At 47.3% G+C, this 19,843-nt stretch carries 15 protein-coding genes; 8 read left to right on the forward strand and 7 right to left on the reverse strand.

All coding sequences use genetic code 11. The features are described from left to right. Positions 1-60 precede the first annotated feature (60 nt). Together gcvT and BM082_RS00365 are read left to right on the forward strand one after the other, a co-directional pair. Positions 61-1,179, forward strand: coding sequence for a glycine cleavage system aminomethyltransferase GcvT (gene gcvT / locus BM082_RS00360; RefSeq protein ID WP_017015365.1), 1,119 nt, complete (start codon positions 61-63; stop codon positions 1,177-1,179). A 438-nt stretch (positions 1,180-1,617) separates the two neighbouring features. Further along, the gene (locus BM082_RS00365; protein WP_017008385.1) at positions 1,618-2,226 is read left to right on the forward strand and encodes a DNA-J related domain-containing protein; all 609 of its coding nucleotides are present in this window, start codon (positions 1,618-1,620) and stop codon (positions 2,224-2,226) included. A 61-nt stretch (positions 2,227-2,287) separates the two neighbouring features. On the opposite strand, the gene BM082_RS00370 is transcribed toward BM082_RS00365, so the two are convergent. Further along, complete coding sequence (locus BM082_RS00370; RefSeq protein ID WP_017015366.1) at positions 2,288-3,172, reverse strand: DMT family transporter; 885 nt, start codon at positions 3,170-3,172, stop codon at positions 2,288-2,290. 206 nt (positions 3,173-3,378) lie between these two features. Between BM082_RS00370 and BM082_RS00375 the strand changes: the two genes are divergently transcribed. Continuing rightward, complete coding sequence (locus tag BM082_RS00375; protein WP_026025007.1) at positions 3,379-7,431, forward strand: hybrid sensor histidine kinase/response regulator; 4,053 nt, start codon at positions 3,379-3,381, stop codon at positions 7,429-7,431. A gap of 131 nt (positions 7,432-7,562) precedes the next feature. Here BM082_RS00375 and BM082_RS00380 read toward each other — a convergent pair whose 3' ends face one another. Next, entirely contained in the window at positions 7,563-7,859 is a 297-nt protein-coding gene (locus tag BM082_RS00380; protein WP_017008382.1) for a DUF406 family protein, read from the reverse strand. A gap of 216 nt (positions 7,860-8,075) precedes the next feature. After that, the gene (locus tag BM082_RS00385; RefSeq protein ID WP_017017843.1) at positions 8,076-9,722 is read right to left on the reverse strand and encodes an AMP-binding protein; all 1,647 of its coding nucleotides are present in this window, start codon (positions 9,720-9,722) and stop codon (positions 8,076-8,078) included. 476 nt (positions 9,723-10,198) lie between these two features. On the opposite strand from BM082_RS00385, the gene BM082_RS00390 reads away from it, so the two are divergent. Both BM082_RS00390 and BM082_RS00395 read left to right on the forward strand, forming a co-directional pair. Continuing rightward, positions 10,199-10,660, forward strand: a complete 462-nt coding sequence (locus BM082_RS00390; protein ID WP_017008379.1) for a TetR family transcriptional regulator — start codon at positions 10,199-10,201, stop codon at positions 10,658-10,660. Between the two features lie 304 nt (positions 10,661-10,964). Continuing rightward, on the forward strand, positions 10,965-12,164 hold the full coding sequence (locus BM082_RS00395) for an acetate/propionate family kinase (protein ID WP_074924812.1): 1,200 nt from the start codon (positions 10,965-10,967) through the stop codon (positions 12,162-12,164). An 88-nt stretch (positions 12,165-12,252) separates the two neighbouring features. On the opposite strand, the gene ompV is transcribed toward BM082_RS00395, so the two are convergent. The 3 genes from ompV to BM082_RS00410 all read right to left on the reverse strand — a co-directional run bounded on the left by ompV (position 12,253) and on the right by BM082_RS00410 (position 15,169). Further along, positions 12,253-13,029, reverse strand: a complete 777-nt coding sequence (gene ompV / locus BM082_RS00400; protein ID WP_017008377.1) for an outer membrane protein OmpV — start codon at positions 13,027-13,029, stop codon at positions 12,253-12,255. Between the two features lie 92 nt (positions 13,030-13,121). Continuing rightward, entirely contained in the window at positions 13,122-14,426 is a 1,305-nt protein-coding gene (locus tag BM082_RS00405) for an ATP-binding protein (protein ID WP_017008376.1), read from the reverse strand. A 2-nt stretch (positions 14,427-14,428) separates the two neighbouring features. Continuing rightward, a complete protein-coding gene (locus tag BM082_RS00410) occupies positions 14,429-15,169 on the reverse strand; it encodes a response regulator (protein WP_017017845.1) in 741 nt (246 codons plus the stop codon). A 291-nt stretch (positions 15,170-15,460) separates the two neighbouring features. On the opposite strand from BM082_RS00410, the gene BM082_RS00415 reads away from it, so the two are divergent. The 3 genes from BM082_RS00415 to BM082_RS00425 all read left to right on the forward strand — a co-directional run bounded on the left by BM082_RS00415 (position 15,461) and on the right by BM082_RS00425 (position 18,497). Next, positions 15,461-15,703, forward strand: a complete 243-nt coding sequence (locus BM082_RS00415; RefSeq protein ID WP_229491944.1) for a hypothetical protein — start codon at positions 15,461-15,463, stop codon at positions 15,701-15,703. A gap of 401 nt (positions 15,704-16,104) precedes the next feature. Beyond that, positions 16,105-17,481 carry a hemolysin family protein gene (locus tag BM082_RS00420; RefSeq protein WP_017008373.1) on the forward strand — a complete coding sequence of 459 codons (1,377 nt, stop codon included), beginning with the start codon at positions 16,105-16,107 and terminating at the stop codon, positions 17,479-17,481. Continuing rightward, positions 17,481-18,497, forward strand: a complete 1,017-nt coding sequence (locus BM082_RS00425) for a CNNM domain-containing protein (RefSeq protein ID WP_026025009.1) — start codon at positions 17,481-17,483, stop codon at positions 18,495-18,497. The genes BM082_RS00420 and BM082_RS00425 overlap by 1 nt, the downstream gene beginning before the upstream one ends. A 56-nt stretch (positions 18,498-18,553) precedes the next feature. Here the strand turns inward: BM082_RS00425 and BM082_RS00430 are convergent, their stop codons facing one another. Beyond that, positions 18,554-19,681 carry a M14 family metallopeptidase gene (locus BM082_RS00430; protein WP_017017846.1) on the reverse strand — a complete coding sequence of 376 codons (1,128 nt, stop codon included), beginning with the start codon at positions 19,679-19,681 and terminating at the stop codon, positions 18,554-18,556. Between the last annotated feature and the right edge of the window lie 162 nt (positions 19,682-19,843).

Here is a 19,843-nt window from a genome sequence, read left to right on the forward strand (position 1 = left end):
CCGCCAAATGGCGGACAATTTCTCAGTACGTCGGCTATTGCCATGATCATGGAGTGAAACATGTCACAGGATCTTCTCAAAACCCCGTTACATGCCCTACACATTGAAACGGGTGCCAAAATGGTACCATTCGCAGGTTATGACATGCCTGTTCAATACGAATTGGGTGTGCGTAAAGAACATATCCATTGTCGCGAACATGCGGGTCTGTTTGATGTGTCGCACATGGGTCAGCTTCGTTTACATGGCGAAAACGCAGCAAAAGCACTTGAGGCGTTAGTGCCCGTTGACATCATCGATTTGCCAGCCGGTAAGCAGCGTTATGCGCTGTTCACCAATGAGCAAGGCGGCTTGATGGATGACTTGATGGTGACAAACTTTGGCGATCACTTGTTCGTGGTCGTGAATGCCGCGTGTAAAGCGCAAGATATTGCGCACCTTCGTGCCAACCTGCCAAGCGACGTACAACTGGAAGAAATCGAAGACCGTGCGCTGCTAGCCTTGCAAGGTCCAGAAGCCGCAACCGTACTTGCGACGCTCAACCCTGCAGTTGCTGACATGGTATTCATGGATGCCGCCTCGATGGATTTGGGTGGCGTTGAGTGTTTGGTGAGCCGTTCTGGTTACACCGGTGAAGATGGCTACGAAATTTCTGTTCCTGCCGACCAAGCCGATGCGTTTGCACGTACGCTATTAGCAAATGATGCCGTTGAATGGATTGGCTTGGGTGCGCGTGATTCACTGCGCCTTGAGTGTGGTTTATGTCTATATGGTCATGATATTGACACGACAACCACGCCTGTTGAAGCAAGCTTACTGTGGGCGCTGAGCAAGCCACGCCGTGCAGACGGCGAGCGTGCCGGTGGGTTCCCTGGTGCAGACATCATTCTGGATCAAATTGCGACCAAAGATGTTTCGCGCAAGCGTGTTGGTTTGCTGGGGGGAAGTAAAGCACCTGTTCGTGAAGGGGCAGTGCTGTTTGATGCTGATGACAATGAAATTGGCGTAGTCACCAGCGGCACGTTTGGCCCAACGAAAGGCCAGCCTGTGGCCATGGGTTACGTTTCAACTGCACTCGCAGTGATTGGCACAGAAGTGTTTGCAGAGGTGCGCGGTAAGAAGTTGCCGATGACTATCGAAAAGATGCCATTCGTACCACAGCGTTACTACCGCGGCTAATGTCGCTGCCTGCGGCGTATTGACCTCGGAAAAGATTTTACGGTCCGGCGTCAAAAAACGCAAATGGCAGTGAACACGCCAAATAAGTGTCACAAAATTGCCGCTTTATGCAATTTAAGCGAACACCTTGCATCCGCGATATCGGATTCGAAAAGAAAGGCCAGTGATTATCACCGGCCTTTTTCTTTTTGTACTCAATGGCCTAAATGCAACCATTTTGACACTGTAAAATATTTTTACACATCGTCTCGTGATTGGCATCGACTATGCATGCATTTAATACAGCAAATGAGTGTTCTGTTAGTAGGGGTGAAACCTCCTGCCAAGGAGCAAAGTGCTGTGAGTCGGCGCAGAAGAACGGAAATTCGCAGGCGTTACACAGCATAATGGATTAATGTCTTATATGTACGACATGTCGTCGATAGGAGAATTTACAGTATGCTTGCTGAACAACGGGATGACATTGATAACCCCCTGATCTGGCCGATTCTGAGCGTGCTTGAAGAATCTCACCAAAGCTGGAAGGTTCACTACCTGATGTCTGAGCTACAGAAGAAGACCATCATGGATCATTTAGACGATGACCTTCAACTGGATCTCTTCAAGCGTAATTTTCTCATCATGAACGCCCTATACCAACTGCAAGAAATGCTGCTTCCTCAGCAGTGGTTGCAAGTAGAGTCGATGGACATTCAATTAAAATGGCGCGGCGCAAGCTCAGGGTTTGTCCAACATGAAATCAATCGCGACGATCCCTTGCGTGAATATTACATGGACTGGAAAAACTACGATGCGCAACTCGAAGATGTGCGTGATTTGCTTTCCTCTTTCTGGAAGCGTTATCAGCAGCACGTTGGACATTGCAGTGAGACAACGGTCGAGCGTAAAAATGCGCTGTCAGCGTTGGGATTGTCGGTGGATGCGTCGGATTTAGAGATACGCCGTCAGTGGCGAAAAATGGCGCTAAAATGGCACCCAGACCGTCCAGAAGGCGATGCCGCTACATTCCGCACTATGTGTGAAGCGTGGCAAAGTTTACGCCTTTAGGCGTGTCGCCAACAATTAGGTCTGTCGCCAACAATGTACCCATGATTTCGAAAAGCCAGTATCAACCGATGCTGGCTTTTTTGTTGAGTGCGCGCTTTTCATTTGCCGCTGAGACGGTGAACAATATCAGGGTCAATAAGACAATGCCTCCGCCGATCAGTACATTCTGGCTCGGCACTTCCCCCAACCCCCACCAAACGAATAATGGGCCCAAAATCGCCTCCAAAAGCATGAACAAGTTGGCATGCGCCGCAGGTAGATAGCGAGGACCAATGGATATCAGTACGAAGGAAAGTGGCACTACACCCACACAAAGGATCAAGATATAAACCCACTCTTGTTTGGTGAGCGCGAAAGGTTCAGCGCCTGCAATAAGGGCAATGATCATGGTGAAAAAGCCGCCAAGCACAAGGTACAAATGTGCATTCTTGCTTTGCGTTTTGCGTAGGATAACAAAGTAAGAGGCCAGCATAAAAGCCGTGACTAACGCCATCAAATTACCGATCGAGGCGTCAGGCAATGCGGTATCACTGAACACAAACACAATGCCTGCTGTCGCAGCGACAATGGCGATGAGAGTGCGTCTATCAACACGCTCTTTGAGGAAAAAGTAGGCGAGCAGGGCACTGATTAAGGGGCTGACATTAATGATGATTAATGTGCTGGCAACTTGTGTCATTTCAATAGAGAGCACAAAGCATATCGTCGACAAGGAGAACGCGATTGAGCCAAGAAATAAAGATTTTGTTGGCGCTTTAATAGCCGCAATCGTTTCTTTGGGTTGAATGACGAGTATCACTGCCAGAATAACCACCACCGAAAAAAAACCACGCCAAAAAAGCAATGTCCACTCTGAGGAATGTATTAGTCGAATCAATAAGCTATCGACACTCAGCAAGGTGATGCCGACCAACATCGCCCACGTCCCTTTATAAATCGGCGACACAGCCACTCCTTAGCGTTTTGTTTTGGCGATTTGGTTTCGTCTCTCCCATTCTTGGGTCAACGTTTTATTTCAGGTATTCGGTAAACCGTTTTCAGTATAAATGTAGATGCAAACAGGCTTTTGCTTTTTCTCACTTTATCAACCGAATGTCGCCGTCTACGCTTATATAAAACAAATGTCACGAACATAAGATTTTCGGAGACGAAATGAGATCAATTCGGCACGTATATTTTGCCTTCATGGGATTCATTCTTTTTCTAGGCGCATCCATTATTTTTGCAGTTATCCGCTCTGAAGCGCTGAGTGAAGATATCAACGAGATTTATGAGCAACGTCATCAACAATATGCATTAGCCATTGAGCTTAAACAAAGTTCTGACTTGTTAACGCTGTTCGCGCGCAACTATTCCGTCACGACAAACAATCGGTGGCGTTACTTGTTTGAGCAGGTAAAAGCGGTGCGAGATGGGCGGCTCCCTATGCCAGCAGGGTACAATTTCGACTATTGGTCACAGCTTTCTGATCCTAGCTACGAAGTGAGTCAGCCAGAGATCCCCATCCGCCCTGACTATCCTTCTTTGCTGAGCAGATTGCGTGATGTGGGTATCAGTGAAGCGCATTTGGCGTTTTTGACACAAGCGCTCTCGCGCTCACAAGACCTGATCGATATTGAACAGTCGGCAATGGATCTGATCCAAGGTCGCAAGCGCACTGCGCGTGGAATCGAACGCGTATTACCTGATTCAGAACTTGCACAGCAAATGCTGTTTGGGGCTGATTACATCCATGAAAAAAACAAGATCATGGGCCCAATTGGTGCTTTCTATGACACGATAGAAAAGAGCACGCGCTTAGAGTTAGAGAGCTTGATACAGAGTAAGCGCAACATGGATGGCATTGTTGTTTCCATGGCTTATCTGCTGATAATCTCCGTCGCTGCGACAACCATTTTGCTTTGGGTACGTTTCTTGAAGCCGCTAGACAATATTCGCAGCACAATTGTCAGCAAGGTTAAGGACAAACAGTTTGAATTCAAGTTGGACGTGGAAAGCCAAGGTGAGCTTAAAGATCTCGCTTCGGCGCAAAACAAGGTACTAGAAGAAATTGCAGAACGGTTTGAGTTTAGTCGCCAGATAAAAGCGTTTTCTGATTTGATTCGAGGCTGTGCCGATACGCGCTCCCTTGGTATTGAAGTGCCAACGTTCTTCTCGCAACGATTCGAAATCCCTTATTCAGCCATTTATTGCGTGAGAAATGAAAAGCTTCATCTCATTGGCGGTGTGGGTGTTGATGAACAAACAAAAGTGATGGAAGCGGAGAGTGTTTCATTCCATCGCACTATCATTCGTACCAAAGAATTCTTGCGCATTCGTAACCAAGACGAAAAGTTCACCCTAACGCTACCAGCAGGGTTGTTAAAGCTCGAGGAAATGTATTTCATTCCACTGTTTGTAAACAGTGAAATGGTGGGCGTGTTGGAATTGGGCTCGGTGCGTGTGCTTTCTGACAAAGAAATAGATTGGCTCTCCGAAGCGCAAGAGGATTTGGCCGTGGGCATTCAGCTCACCATGAACGCAGAGCTTCAGGTAGAAGCTGAGCGCAGAATCTCAGAACAGCTCAAACTTAACCAACAAATCATCAATGCAATGCCTAACCCAACCTACTTCCGCGACACAGAAGGCAAGTACATTGGGGTTAATGACGCGTTCACAGACTTCCTTGGTTTGTTCTTTGTTGATGTGGTGGATAAATCGCCCGATGAGCTCTTTAAAGAAGACGTTTCCACCATGTTTGCTGAGAAGGAAAAAGCCCTTCTCGAAAACCCAGGTTCACACGTTTATGACATCGAACTCGCCAACGCAGAAGGGGATGTGCGCATCCTGACGGTGTATGAAGCAACCTATTATGGCGGTGATGGGCAACCACTCGGTATCGTGGGTCTCTTCGTTGATGTGACAACGCAAAAACGCCTAGAAACTGACTTGATTGGTGCGAAAGACCAAGCCACAGAAGCCAGTAAGGCCAAAGGCGAATTCTTGGCAAACATGAGCCACGAAATTCGTACACCAATGAATGCCATCCTAGGGATGTCGCACTTAGCCTTGCTGACGGATCTCAACGACAAACAACGCAATTATGTTGGCAACATAGAAAAAGCGGGTAAATCGTTACTCGGCATCATCAATGACATTCTTGATTTCTCGAAAATCGAGGCGGGTAAACTCTCTGTTGAGCACATTGAGTTCAGGTTCAGCGAAGTGTTGGACAACATTAGCAACATCATTTCAGTGAAAGCCAAAGAGAAAGAGCTCGAGCTTATCTTTGATATTGACCCAGACCTTCCTGACGACTTGGTGGGTGACCCATTACGTCTTGGTCAGATCATTATCAATCTCACGGGTAACTCAGTGAAGTTCACCGACAGTGGGGAAATCATCATCCGTGCACGTAAAGTGTCTGATGGGGATGAAGTGGTCGAGATCCAGTTCGACATTGAGGATACCGGCATCGGTATGAGCGATGAGCAAATGGAGCGTCTGTTCCAGTCATTCTCTCAAGCAGATGGTTCTATCACCCGCAAATACGGCGGTACAGGACTTGGTCTCACCATTTCTAAGAGTTTCGTTGAACTCATGGGCGGTCGCATTTGGGTAGAAAGTGAGACGGGTAAAGGCTCTACGTTCTCGTTCACTATTCGTTGTGGCCGCAGTGATTCAAGTATCAAAGAACAAGTGGCGAAAAGCACCATTCTTAACGATAAACGCGTGTTGGTGGTGGATGATAACCAAGCCTCGCGCGATATCATGTATGCCTTGCTTGATAACTTAGATCTGCGCGTTGCGGCGGTATCTAACGGTGAGGAAGCTGTATTCGAAGTTGAAAATGCCTGTAAAGGGAATGATGGCTTCGATGTGGTGGTCATGGACTGGAAAATGCCGGGCATTAACGGTGATGAAGCCACCATGCAAATTCAAGAACTGCCTTTGAATAAAATGCCCAAAGTCATTCTTGCCAGTGCATACGGTGAAGATGCAGGCTTGATCACCGATGACATGCAGGATTTGTTTGATGCAACCCTCGTGAAACCCATCAACCCGTCTTCTTTGTTTGATGCACTCATGGAAGCGTTCGGAAAAGAAGAGCTGAAACTGGTTAATGCGCGAGATATTGAAGAGAAATCGTCAATTGTTTATGACTTTACCGGATTAAATATCCTGTTGGTTGAAGACAACATGATCAACCAGGAAGTCGCGAAGGGTATCTTGGAAACCTATAACCCATCGATTGAAGTGGCAGATAACGGGCAAGTCGCCCTCGACCGGGTACAAGAAAAAGCATTTGATATCGTCCTTATGGATATGCAAATGCCTGTGATGGATGGCGTGACGGCTACGCAGAAAATTCGTGAAATTGAGTCTCTCTCGGGTCTGCCTATTGTCGCCATGACGGCCAATGCGATGGAGCGTGATGTTAAGCAATGTAAAGAAGCGGGCATGAATGATCATGTGTCGAAACCTATCGATGTTGATGAATTGATCAGTGCTATCCATAAATGGACATCAGCGTCACGGGAAGCGGTGAAGTCGTCAGTCGAGGCGAATGAGAAGAAAGAAACAGAACAGCAGGTTCATGATCTGAGTGATATCGATCCGCTAGTGCTTGATGCCAATGAAGGCATTCGTCGAATTGGTGGTAATAGCGTGGCGTACTGGAAAGTCATGACCGCGTTTGTAGAGAGTAAACTGGCGAAAATAGACACGATCAGAGAAGGCATTGCGCAAGAAAATCGTGATGACGTTGAAATGTTTGCTCACTCCCTGAAAGGTGCCGCTGCGAATGTGTCAGCGAAAGGGTTAGCGGTTTTGGCGGGTAATTTGGAAGACCAAGCTACGAGTGATGGAAGAATGGAAGCAAGCTTAATGGATAAAATCCAAGCTACGCTGCTGGAAATTCAAAAATACATTCCGAGCGATGAACCTGTTGAGGAAAAACCGGCACAAGCTTCTTTTGCGGGGTACACACCAAGGGAGTTCCGCATTGAGTTAGAGCAACTCAAAATCCTCTTGAATAATTTTGATACTCAAGCTGTTGATTTTGTTGCGGGGATTAAAGAAAGTTCGAAGAGCATGGATGTTGATCTTACGCCTGTAGAAGATGCTATTCGTAAGTTTGAATACGAGGTTGCCGCGAAGAAACTAGAGATTGTGTTGGAATCTTTAGGTATTGATGAAGAAGAGAATACACCAACATTGTTTTAGGTTAGAGATGCACAACGCAGTACAACAGAAATAAAGCCAACGAAAACAAAAAGGCCGCTCAATGAATATTGTGCGGCTTTTTCAATGGGTCAGTTAGGTGACCAGAAAGCGATGTTAATCGTGAAACGCGATTACTTCGCCAGAGAACGGCTACGCAGTTCAAAAATTAATTTTTCGGCGCTGCATTCAAATTTCAGGCGAACTTTTAGCGGATTAAGCGCCAGTTCTGCAGATTCATCCAGATCGTGCACCACAGCGTCATTGACTTGCTTCGCCAGTGCTAGGTATGCATTGAATTCAGCGATAGCGATTGTTTTATCTTCTGCAAAGATCTCAACTTCAGCCACGTCATCGCCTTCGCTGATTACGTAACCCATTTCAGCGGTCACGCCGCACGCTTCGCATACTTGAAATTCTTCCTGACTCATGAGCACTCTCTCGATGATGGGGATAATAGTAAGATTCGCCCTTCGGCTATTTCGTAATATTACTACATTTAACGTTGGTCTTTGTAGGGTTTTTTCGTGGTTCTCGCGAAGAGTAAGGTGTGAATGTGTACGATCAGTGTGATTGAATTCATCGCCAACAAAAAGAAAGCGGACCTATTAGTCCGCTTTGATTTGAAAAGGATTAGAGAGAGAACATTATTCTTCCCATTGCACCAATTTGTCTGATGGCCATGTCGCGCCCAGGTCGTGATACTTCTTCTCGATCAAGTGGCGACGGATCTTCAACGTTGGCGTGAGCAAGCCGTTTTCAACGCTCCATGGTTCTTTGATTAGCAGCACCCCCTTAATTTTTGCGTGTGCTTCTAATTCACCGTTAATGGTGTCGATGATGCGTTTTAAGCGACGCTCATAGCGTTCTGGGTCGAAGTTTGGAAACTCTTGAGGCAGAGCAAGCAATACAGGGCCTGGCATGCCTGAGCCCACGAGACACATCATTTCGATGTTGCTGAGTTCAAACAAACGTTTTTCGATCGGCACAGGGCTGACAAATTTCCCTTTGGCAGTCTTAAAGGTGTCGTTCTTGCGGCCTTGAATACTGAGGAAGCCTTCGCTATCCAAGTCACCGATATCACCGGTGTGAAGCCAACCATCAATGATAGTTTCAGCAGACGCCTCGGGATTCTTGTAATAGCCAGCAAACAAGCCTTCACCACTGACAAGGATTTCGCCATCAGCGGCGATTTTAATATCAACCCCAGGGCCTGCATTGCCCACAGTACCGATTTTGTCGGCACGGAACGGGTAGTTCAGTGTGCTGTAGGCAAATGACTCGGTCATGCCCCACGCTTCCGTGATGTTTAATCCAAGACGTTCATACCAACGCAACAGCGCGGCAGAAACAGGCGCAGAGCCACAACCCAGCACGCGGGCTTGGTCGAGACCTAGGTTTTTGGCGACTTTCTTCTTAATCAAACCAGACACGAAAGGAATGCTGAGTAGCAAGTTCAGTTTGCCGTCTGGCAGTTTTTGCTGAATACGTTGCTGGAACAACGTCCACAAGCGCGGCACCGAGATAAACAGCGTTGGTTGCTGCATTTTCACATCATCGATAAAGGTATCGAGTGATTCAGGGAATGCAGTACAAATACCAGACATCATCGCAGAGCCCATGATGTAGACGCGCTCTGTAATGTGTGCGAGTGGCAAGTAAGAGAACAAACGCTCTCCGCCCACCATGCCGATATGGTCAATCAGGCGCTGCGCCGACCATGCGAATGCACCGTAGGTCAGCATTGCGCCTTTGGGTAAGCCTGATGTGCCCGAAGTGTAAACAATCGACATCAGATCATCGTCGGCGTGTTCAGGGTTGACATCCGCTCGGTCGTGTTGGGCGACCAAATCTGACCAATCATACCCGCAGTTGATGGTCGGGTAGGGCATGGCGATGGTTTGTAGGTTGCTGCGTGAGACCAAGGTGTCTTTCAGCGCTTTTGTGTCGTCGAGCTTGCCAACAAAGAGGGCTTTTGCCTCACTGTGGTCAAGCACATGTCCAATGGTATCTCCACCGGCGGTAGGGAAAATCGGTACGCTAACGTAGCTTCCCAACATCATTGCCAAATCAGCAATGAACCATTCGGCACAGTTTTTTGAGATTAGACCGACTTTGTCACCCGGTTCTAAGCCCATTCCACGTAAGGCCGTAACGATCCTCAGTGCCTGATCGACGGCGTCTGAGTATGTGAAGTCTGTAAATTGGCGATTGATGATTTGTCGTAGAAAGATTTCATCAGGGCGTTCATCAGCCCATCGCAGCATTTGTTGATATGGTTTTGGTTGACCCATAACGGACCCCGTATAACTGAAGGGAAGAGGTTAATCGTTCTAATTATATGTTATTAAGTTGTTAAACTAAGATTCGAGCCATGGTTTGGTCAAGTTGTTCTTTCAAACGCTTGTTCAAATTTTGAAGCTGGTAACGAAGACGCATTGACATTTGTGCACTCATACAAAGAATAACACCTTGGTTTCATGGTGTTATCGATTCATCTTACAATCTCCCGCGTCAAACCTTACTCGCTTCACGCTTCTTACAATTTCGCGAACAATATGCTCATATAATAGACATATGTACTATCTTTAAGATCGCGAGTTAACGATGGGTGGTCGGTAAATTACCCTCGATTTCCGCTACAACAAAAAGCAAATGCGCGCCTAAAAATACTATTCACTCAACAGCGCGCGTGCTGGTCGCAGAGAGGTCGGACGTTCTGAAGCCTGCACTTACTCCATATGGAAGCCAGGAAACAGGGATTAGAGATATGCCAAAGAGAAGCAAAGAAGATACTGAAGTAACGATTCGACTGATCCTAGATGCCGTGGTCGATCAACTCGTTACTTTGGGGTATGACAGAATGTCTTACACCACATTGAGCCAGCAAACAGGGATTTCACGAACAGGGATAAGCCATCACTTTCCCAAGAAAACCGATTTCATCACACGTCTGGATGATAGGCTGATAGGGATTTTGATTGACCGTTTAGACCTCGATGGCGATAAACGCAGCTTCATAGACAGCTGGTTGAACGCATTGCGATCAGATAACCGTTTTACCGCCGTACTACGTTTGTTCTTCCTTCATACGGTCTCTTCAGAAAACGCGCAGGAATTTACAAGCCATGCGAGTAAAAAGCTGCATTCACTTTGCTGCGATCGCTATGGTGACGACTTTGAAAAAGAATTTGAGTGGTTATTAGGAAAGTCTCTGCTGACCATGGCGTAATCTTCGCCATCTAAGGCACATTAACACGAGAGCGAATACTCTCCCGACCTCGTAAGCTCTCGCCGCTGACACTGGAAAAAAGACGCTCATCTCGAGCGTCTTTTTTTATTCCATTCTTTGACGAATGATTTACAAAATGACGTTTTTTAACCACATTTTTAACGGCTAAATTGATCTGAAACAGTAAATAGCCAAAAACCATTCAATCACCCAAATTTAAGTTGAATAGTTCAAATATAATTTAATAATGGGCGCTTCGGAATCCGAAATCTAGATTTACCTCCTTTTCCCAATGAGAGTTTTCATGAGCAATTCATTAGTACTAGTCCTGAACGCCGGCAGTTCTTCTCTTAAATTCGCACTGATGGACGCACAAACAGGCGCAGCAATGTTGTCTGGTCTTGGTGAGTGTTTTGGTCTGGAAGATGCGCGCATCAGCTGGAAGCGTGACGGACAAGACAAACAAGAGCTCATGCTCGAGCAAGGTGGTAATCATCACGAAAAAGCGGTTGAGCTTATCGTTGAATTGGTTGAAAGCATGAACGTGAACGATCAGCTTGTAGCGATCGGTCACCGCGTTGTTCATGGCGGCGAAAAATTTGCACAAGCAACATTGCTGAATGACAGTGTGGTGAATGATATTGACGCACTGAGCGACCTTGCGCCCCTGCATAACCCAGCGAACGTGATGGGCATTCGCGCAGCAATGAAAGCATTCCCGTCATTGCCTCAAGTTGCAGTGTTCGATACAGCTTTCCACCAAACCATGCCGCAAAAAGCCTTTACCGGCGCCATCTGTAGCGAGCTTTACAAAGAATACGGTATTCGCCGTTACGGCTTCCACGGCACAAGCTACTACTTCGTCAGCCGCGAAGCCGCCAAGATGGTGAACAAGCCTGTTGAAGAAACTAACTTCATTTCGGTTCACCTTGGTAACGGTGCCTCTGTCTCTGCGGTTCGCAATGGTGAATCTGTTGATACCTCTATGGGCTTTACGCCATTGGCAGGTTTGATGATGGGCACGCGTTCTGGCGACCTTGACCCAGGTATCATCGAGTTCCTGATGAAGAAAGGTTGGACGCACGAGCAAGTGTTCGACACGTTGAACAAGAAATCTGGCTTCCTCGGTGTTTCTGGCCTGACGTCTGACGCTCGTGGCATTCTTGAAGCCATGGAAAGCGGCCATGAAGGTGCTAAGCTGGCGTTTGAAGTCTTCACTTACCGTGTGGCGAAATTCATCGGTTCTTACATGATCCCATTGGATAGCCTAGATGCCGTTATCTTCACGGGCGGCATTGGTGAAAACTCACTGCCTATTCGTCGCGAAATTCTGAAAAACCTAAAACTGCTTGGTTTTGTTGAAGACGTTGCGGGTAACGAAGCGGCACGTTTCGGTAACGCAGGTGTTATCGGTGCGTCTGAAATGCTAGGTGCACAAGTGTTGGTTATTCCAACCAACGAAGAATTCGTGATTGCATCGCAATCAGCTGAGTTTGCGAAGTAATAAGAAAACGTAGAATTGAAAAGAGGAGCCGCTGACGAGAGTCAGCGGCTTTTTTTATTCTATCGAAGAACAATCATAGTAAAGCGTGTTAGAAATGGTAGGCCACGGTTGCACCAACCATCCATTGGTCTTCACTGTCAACAATGGGAGAATCAGCAACTTCGTTGCCTAAACGCGTGTATTGCGTTGACTGTGTGAGATTCCAGTTGTCACTGAGCGGATAAATCAGTTTGTAACCCACCTCATAAGCGACACTGCTGTCGCCAGTATAAGCGGGGCGATTGATCCGCGCTTCGTTTTGATTCACGCCAAAATAGTAATCAACAAAGTCTTTGCTTTGCAGCATCACACCAGCGAAAGAAACGAAATCGGCATCGCCAATGGGAAAGATGTCAAAGTATCTTGCGCCAGCAACATACCCTTTATAAGCACCGGAAACATCGTGTTGGAAATAGGTGGAAATCACGCCTGTGCCGACTCTGAAATCTGCATTCACGCCGAGATCGAGGCTCAAGTTCCGGTCATCCATGCCTTTTAGAAAGTCTGAGGTGTCTTTGTCATAGGCGATGCCTGACGTGGTCAGGATAACCCCAAGGTTGACCCAGTCACTGTCTGTGCCGTAGACACGATAGTTTGCGCCACTAAAATCGACATTTAGGTTTTCACCGTGGTAGCCAAAATTTAACAAGGGAACGACAGAGTTATCTTGTTCCTTATAGAGATCGCTGACACCCGCAGCGCCCACCTCCGCTATCCATGTGTTTTGTTTGGTGTAGATACCACCGTTTAAAATATACGTGTCGCCTGCGGCATGAACGGCAGAAGCTGCGGCAAGGGTAGAACATAAAACGATAATGTTTTTCATGATGCTGTCCTGAGTTGTGCGTCCTGTGAACACCGTACGAAATCAGCCTGCTTGACGAAAGGGTCAGTGTGTCAGGGTTTGTTGGCGTTTTGTCACTGATTGTCAGCGCCAAGGTATGGAAACGTAAGAACGACTCTGGCGCCGCTTGAAGAAGGTTCTTCAAAGGCGGCATGACCGTCATGTTTCTCGATGATCAGTTTGACGATCGCCAATCCCAATCCGTGGCCCATATTCGCCTTGTTTCTTGATGGATCGATACTAAAAAAGGGCTCGAAGAGGCGCTCTCGGTATTGCTCAGGAACCCCTGGGCCATCGTCTTCAATGACAATCTGAATAGTTTGTTTATGTTGAAAACAATGCACTGCCATCTTGGATCGTGAGTACCTCATGGCATTGGCTAATACGTTTTCAATCGCCCGCTTTAATAAGATTTTGTCAGCTCGAAATGAAATATTAGGGTCTACAGCTACGTCTATTTGACGGTGCTGAGGGTTAGGCAGGCGCTCAACTAACTGTGTAACAAATGGTTGTGCACGTATGTTCTCTCGATTAAGCGGCGCGTCCTGACGACCCACTTTTGCGAAGTAAAGCAGTGCATCAACCAATTGTTCCATTTCCTCTGTGTCTTCGATAATACTCGCGATTTTTTCTTTGAGCGCTGGGGTATCGGCTTCTTCATGAAGAATTTCTGCTTGCCACTGAATGCGAAAAATAGGTGTTCGAAGATCATGGGCGACCGCTTGGGTGAGTGTGCGATTGCTGGTGATGAGCTGGGATATTTTGTCAGCCATTTCATTGAAGCTTTCGTTCATTTTTCCCACTTTGTTTCCACTGTTGGTGGGAGCACGTACGTTTAGGTTTCCTTTGGCAAACTCTGCCGTTGCACGCTGTAACGCGCGCGTTCTGCGGCTGATAAACCAGATAAGCCAACTTGAATAGATCAAGAAGCCGATCGCGGTAAACACGAAAAACAAAGAATCGCTAAATGCTATTTTCTGCCGAACCAGCGCGCCCTCATCGGGGGCGATGTGATAGAAACTCTCTGAGTTGGGAAAAGTTAGCCAAAGTGCCCGTTCTTCGTCATAAAAGGAATAAGGATGGGGCGGGGGGGTCATCGCAAAGTAGTGTTTCACCTCATTGGGGGCATTATCTAGGGGCACAATTTTCAAGATACTGGCTGTGGTGTCGGCATAGTTGGCAAGTAGCTGCGCTGTAAACGCACTGCCCTGTGGTTCCGATAGGGTATTTAAGGCGTGATGAAGGGCGGCAGCGTGCATGTCCTCCAGGACATAGTCGTAGTCTGGATTGAGTTGGTAGACAAAGAAATCAAAGGCAAACAGACTGACAATAAAGAGAAAAAACAGTCCGATAAATGATTCGATATAAATTCGCCACATAGTCACACGTTATGTTGAAGGTCGTGCCAAGCATCTGGCACAAAAAGGTAACCCTTCCCCCTCACGGTAATGATCCGAGAGGGCGATGAGGGGTTGTCTCCTAGTTTTTTGCGCAAACTGACCACTTTGTTGTCAATGGTGCGATCCAATCCATCGTATTCAATGCCTCTTACTGCAAGGGTAAGTGTATCTCTGGATAACACTTCATCCGCCGATTCCGCGAGCAACCACAAGAGATCAAACTCACTGTCTGACAAGGGAACATGCTTATCGGCTAATACACACCATTTCCGTGTTTTATTTAGCGATAAACTACCATAAATCAGCGTGTTATTCGATTTTTGTGGCAAGTGCTCTACCGTTACTGACGGGTTATCACCTCGTCGCAGTAGTGCCCGCAATCTCGCCAGTAACACTCTCGGTTTAATCGGCTTAGTAACAAAGTCGTCAGCCCCGATTTCGAGTGCCGCCACGTGGTCAAAATCATCATCACTGGCTGTCAGCATGAGTACCTTGCCAGAAAACTGGGGGCGGATCTGTCGGCAAATTGTCAGACCATCGATATCAGGTAGCATCAGATCAAGCATGACAATCTCGGGTTGCTCCAACAAAATCGCCTCAATCGCATCTTCCCCTTGCTCGAATGCCTTAACATCAAAGTCTTGTTCTTTGAAATAAGAAGACAGAAGCTGACGAAGCTTAGCGTCATCTTCAACGATGAAAAGACGGGGAGTAGGTGCCATCTGACGTCCTTAATATTCATGTAAACAATATGTCCACACACTGTTTTAGCACAGCCTTTGGTGTTGAATGGTCACTCATTTCTAAATTATGGATAAAAAGGCAAAGAAAGTTCGCGTGTTGACAGTGTTGAAATTTTTGACCAAATGAGACGTTCAACCAAGCGCTGATGAGTTACAAACATTGCATTTGGATTTTTGCATCAAGATACTCTTGTGATTTTGGTCACAAAAAATTACCATCTCGCCCCCTTTTACATGCAGACCCCAAATCAAATGAACATTTCAGAATGTATGTTAGCCGTAATCACAAATGACTACGTTTTAGCCTGCAGTATGCTTGCTGGCTTTATTGCGATCACGTATTTAGCGTTGAGCTATGCGCGTGTTAGCTATATGCCAAAAACCCCACAATGGTTGATGTCGATCATCGTCGCTGTGGCGATTGCTGGCGTTTCGGTTCCCCTTTATGTGGAACTCCACGTCAAAGAGCAAAACACAATCAATACACAGCAAGCACCGATCAACAAAAACTGATTTTTTCAACGTAGTTATTTGCCGTCGCCGATGAGTTTAGCGGACGAACTTATTGGCGATAGACAGTCGTTTATGCGACTAAACATGCCATTTACACAAAAACCATACGTTGTGTGCAGATATTTTGTAACGCGCGGTAACGAAGTTTGATGCTCGAAAGGATACCTAGAAACGCAATGAATGCGTTGAATGTATTACGTTTACTGCCTTGGGTCGGACTTTGTTGGCCTTTGCGTCTCTAAGTACACACACGTTGCCCCTCGATTATTCTCTAGACTCTTTCAATTCGACGGAAATATACTGCGCTTCCTGTTATTACATTAGGAATACTGTGTGGACCCCTCCTCGAATCAATTGTGTAAACCGTTCTTGGTCTTTTGTTATCAAGGGAGAGCACGACAATGATTGAGCCCCTTTTCACCCTGCTATTTGGCATTCTTCTTATCTTGGCGATTATTGCAGCAAACGGCTATTTCGTTGCGCAAGAGTTCGCATACATGGCCGTTGACCGAGCAAGACTCGCAACGTTAGCTGCCACCGGCGATGAAGCAGCAAAACGCGCGTTAGCCGTCACCAAACGAACCAGCTTCATGCTTTCTGGTGCCCAACTTGGCATCACAGTGACTGGCCTTGTCCTTGGCTTTGTTGCTGAGCCGCTCGTGGGTCAATCCATGGGCGTTATATTGCAAAGCTTCGGGTTGTCGTTAGAAGCGGGTATTGCGATCGGTACGATTGTCACTTTGGCCGTCGCGATGGTCGTTCAAATGATTTTTGGTGAGCTGTACCCGAAAAACCTTGCGATTGCTAACGCCGAGCCGATGTCTCGTATGATGTCTCGCTCAACACTGATCTACATGTCAGCGTTCGGCTGGATCATCAGCTTCTTCGACAAATCAGCCAACCTTCTTTTGCGTGCAGTTCGCATTGAACCTGTTCACGATCTTGACGTGAGTGCATCAGAGGAAGATTTACACCATATCATCGCGAATTCGCGCGAAAGTGGTGACTTGGCCGTCGAGTTGTCGCTGATGATGGATCGTATTCTTGATTTCCCTGAGCGCGACGTTGAACACGCCATGGTGCCTCGCTCGCAGGTAGATTGGGTTGAGCCGGAAACCACACTGACCGAGCTTTTGTCGTTGATGGCACAAGCACACACGCGTTACCCCGTGATTAACGATGACGATGCACCTGTGGGCGTTGTGCATCTGTCGGATGTATTGGCGCATGTCGATGCGGGCAATACAGACGACACTGTTGAGACGGTCATGCGTCCTGCCATCGTTCTACCGACCTTGATGCGCCTGCCTGACGCACTTGATCAACTTGTCACGTCAACCAATCAGTTGGCCTGTGTTATCGATGAATACGGCGGTTTTGCGGGTGTGCTGACCATTGAAGATTTGGCGATGGAGATCGTTGGTGAAATCACTGACGAACACGATGCAGATAGCGGTGAAGCCGTTGTCTCTGAAAGTGACAACATTTGGTTGATGGAAGGGGATGTTCACATCGATGAGGTGGAACGTGCCATTGGTTATGACCTGCCAAGAGGTGATGTTGAAACCATCGCAGGTATGTTGATCTCTGAGCGCGGTGCGCTACCTGCTGAGGGCGAGACGGTAAACATTGAGCTACCTGTAGACCCGTCAGAATTCGCGTCTGGTGAACTGTTCAAGCGTCACCTTGAAGTTGAAGTATTGCGTATTGAGCGACATGTGCCGACAGAAGTGCGCGTAAAACTGGTAGAGAATCTTGTTGAGGAGGGTGAAGAATGATGACCGATCCGTTGATTGTCACACTCGTGACAACTGCCCTCATCGTTCTGAGTGGCTTCTTCGTTATTATCGAGTTTGCCTTGATGGGTGCTCGTCGTCACCGCCTAGAAGAAATGGCGGTGGAAAGTGCCTCAGCGCGAGCAGCATTGCGTGGTATGAATGATCTTACGTTGATGCTAGCGGGTGCTCAGTTAGGTATTACCTTCTGTACGTTTGCCTTGGGTGCGGTGACCAAGCCTGCGGTTGACCTTTGGGTCAGTCCTGTCTTTCTCGCGATGGGCTTGCCGGACTGGGCGGCTGGCGGTGCATCGTTTGGCTTTGCACTGTTTGTTGTTACCTTCCTTCACCTCGTTGTGGGGGAAATGGCACCAAAATCTTGGTCTATTGCGCACCCTGAAAAATCGGCACTTGCCATTGGTATTGTTGCACGCGCTTACGTTTGGCCGCTGCGTCCGTTGCTGAATTGGATTAACCGCATTGCAAACCATTTGGTGAAAGCGTCAGGCGTTGAACCTTATGAAAGTGCGGCGGTTGGTGGGCAAAACGTTGATACCATTCGCCAGCTCGTTGAGCATTCTGGCAAGGTGGGTACGCTGAAACCGAACATTCAAAAGCAACTCTCCGGCCTTATCGACTTGAGTACCATTCCGGTTGAAACCTTGGTAACAGAAGGGCAGGTAATGGCACACGTTGATAAGCATGCAACGGTTGCCGATGTGCGTGTTGCGGCGATGGAGTCGGGTCATTTGCGTATTCTGGTGTTTGGAAAGCGTGGCTTGAAGCCGCTTGTTGTTCACGTGCGAGATACTTTGCTAGAGCCTGCTGACAGGCCGGCTCGAGAGGTTGCGCGTAAAGCCTATGTACTGGATGCAAACACGCCTGTTTATGAGGCGCTGGCACGCATGCGTGAAGCGAGTGTTCAGTTAGCGGTTGTGAGCAAAGGCGACAAGATGATCGGTGTAGTGACCTTAGCAGATATCTTGAAATGCGTTCTACCGACGACAACTGCAAGTTAATCACACAGCCAGTCTGACGATAAAAAACGCCACCTGAAGGTGGCGTTTCTGTTTATCTATTGAAGTTTTGGCAATGTCGCCCAAATGGCGGCGAGCATGTCATGACCAAACATGGCGCTGCGCTCTGGCGACCAACCATAAAGCTCATCAGCTTGGCTGATATGATCTTTAAAGGGCATCTCAACGGTGTAAGACAAACATTTGAAGGTTTCACCCACCCAGTTTGAACACAGGGTAAGGTTAGCTTTACCGGGTTCGTCTTTGTCATACCCAAATTCATCTTGGAATTCTGGTGTGATGGTCAGCAATGCTTGTTTGAAGTGATTTTCCAGCGCTTCTAACTCTTTGCTGTAGGAAGGAATGCCTTCGCTACCCGCAACAAAGTTATAAGGGATGGCTTCATCGCCATGAATATCCAGCATCATATCAACGCCCGTTTCTAGCATGCGCTCACGCACGTAGTAAACTTCAGGGCTGTTTTCGACCGAAGGGGTTTCCCACTCGCGGTTCAAGTTCACGCCAATGGCATTGGTACGTAGGTGACCACGGATCGCGCCATCTGGATTCATGTTTGGCACCACGCGTATCACCGCGTTGTCTATCAAAGCACGTCCAACTGTGTCAGTTTCATCAAGAAGGCGTAGCAACAAACCTTCGATGAACCACTCAGCCATGGTCTCCCCTGGGTGTTGGCGACCGATGACCCAAATGTTCTTTTTGCCTTCAGCAGGTTCGCCGATTGTCAGCATGCTGATGTCATTACCATCAAGGGTTTGGCCCAGTGTTTCTAGCTGACAGGCGTAGTGTACTTGTGCGCTGTGAATGAGATCTTGGTGGCGGTCGTACGAGTAAGGTGCAAAGTAGGCAAAATACATCGAGCCGCACTCTGGAATGGCGGTGAAACTCAGTGTGTCGCCATCAAATTCTGCTGGAATACGGAACCATTCATCGCGGTCGTAAGAAGCAACAACATCGTAATCTTTCCACCCTTCTGGGTAGGCAGATTTCGCGAGATTTAAGATCTTAAAGGAATGTGGTGTTTGTGGCGTGCTTTCTAGACGGAAGTGAAACCATTGTGCGATATCGGTTTGATTATCAACGGGAATGGCGAGCTGAATGTCGTTAGCTGTATCGGCTTTAACAACTTGAATGTTACCGCTTTCGAAATTGCTGAATATTTTCATGTGAATGCACTGGTCAACTGAGAATAGTGACAGAGATTAGCACAGTTTTTGATGGTGAAAAGGGGGATGCCATCATTCGTTATAGACACATCAATAAAGCCGTATTTGAGTGTTCAATACTTGCTCTGATGGCGCAATACATACCGGTGTTTATTAGTACAT

The sequence above is a fragment of the Enterovibrio norvegicus DSM 15893 genome (assembly GCF_900115495.1).
Classification (GTDB): Bacteria; Pseudomonadota; Gammaproteobacteria; order Enterobacterales; family Vibrionaceae; genus Enterovibrio; species Enterovibrio norvegicus.

What these genes read in the sequence shown, in the direction of transcription:
- gcvT (WP_017015365.1), top strand. Translation starts at nt 61, where the DNA reads ATGTCACAGGATCTTCTCAAAACCCCGTTACATGCCCTACACATTGAA.
- BM082_RS00365 (WP_017008385.1), top strand. Translation starts at nt 1,618, where the DNA reads ATGCTTGCTGAACAACGGGATGACATTGATAACCCCCTGATCTGGCCG.
- BM082_RS00375 (WP_026025007.1), top strand. Translation starts at nt 3,379, where the DNA reads ATGAGATCAATTCGGCACGTATATTTTGCCTTCATGGGATTCATTCTT.
- BM082_RS00380 (WP_017008382.1), bottom strand. Translation starts at nt 7,859, where the DNA reads ATGAGTCAGGAAGAATTTCAAGTATGCGAAGCGTGCGGCGTGACCGCT.
- BM082_RS00385 (WP_017017843.1), bottom strand. Translation starts at nt 9,722, where the DNA reads ATGGGTCAACCAAAACCATATCAACAAATGCTGCGATGGGCTGATGAA.
- BM082_RS00390 (WP_017008379.1), top strand. Translation starts at nt 10,199, where the DNA reads ATGCCAAAGAGAAGCAAAGAAGATACTGAAGTAACGATTCGACTGATC.
- BM082_RS00395 (WP_074924812.1), top strand. Translation starts at nt 10,965, where the DNA reads ATGAGCAATTCATTAGTACTAGTCCTGAACGCCGGCAGTTCTTCTCTT.
- ompV (WP_017008377.1), bottom strand. Translation starts at nt 13,029, where the DNA reads ATGAAAAACATTATCGTTTTATGTTCTACCCTTGCCGCAGCTTCTGCC.
- BM082_RS00405 (WP_017008376.1), bottom strand. Translation starts at nt 14,426, where the DNA reads ATGTGGCGAATTTATATCGAATCATTTATCGGACTGTTTTTTCTCTTT.
- BM082_RS00410 (WP_017017845.1), bottom strand. Translation starts at nt 15,169, where the DNA reads ATGGCACCTACTCCCCGTCTTTTCATCGTTGAAGATGACGCTAAGCTT.
- BM082_RS00415 (WP_229491944.1), top strand. Translation starts at nt 15,461, where the DNA reads ATGTTAGCCGTAATCACAAATGACTACGTTTTAGCCTGCAGTATGCTT.
- BM082_RS00420 (WP_017008373.1), top strand. Translation starts at nt 16,105, where the DNA reads ATGATTGAGCCCCTTTTCACCCTGCTATTTGGCATTCTTCTTATCTTG.
- BM082_RS00425 (WP_026025009.1), top strand. Translation starts at nt 17,481, where the DNA reads ATGACCGATCCGTTGATTGTCACACTCGTGACAACTGCCCTCATCGTT.
- BM082_RS00430 (WP_017017846.1), bottom strand. Translation starts at nt 19,681, where the DNA reads ATGAAAATATTCAGCAATTTCGAAAGCGGTAACATTCAAGTTGTTAAA.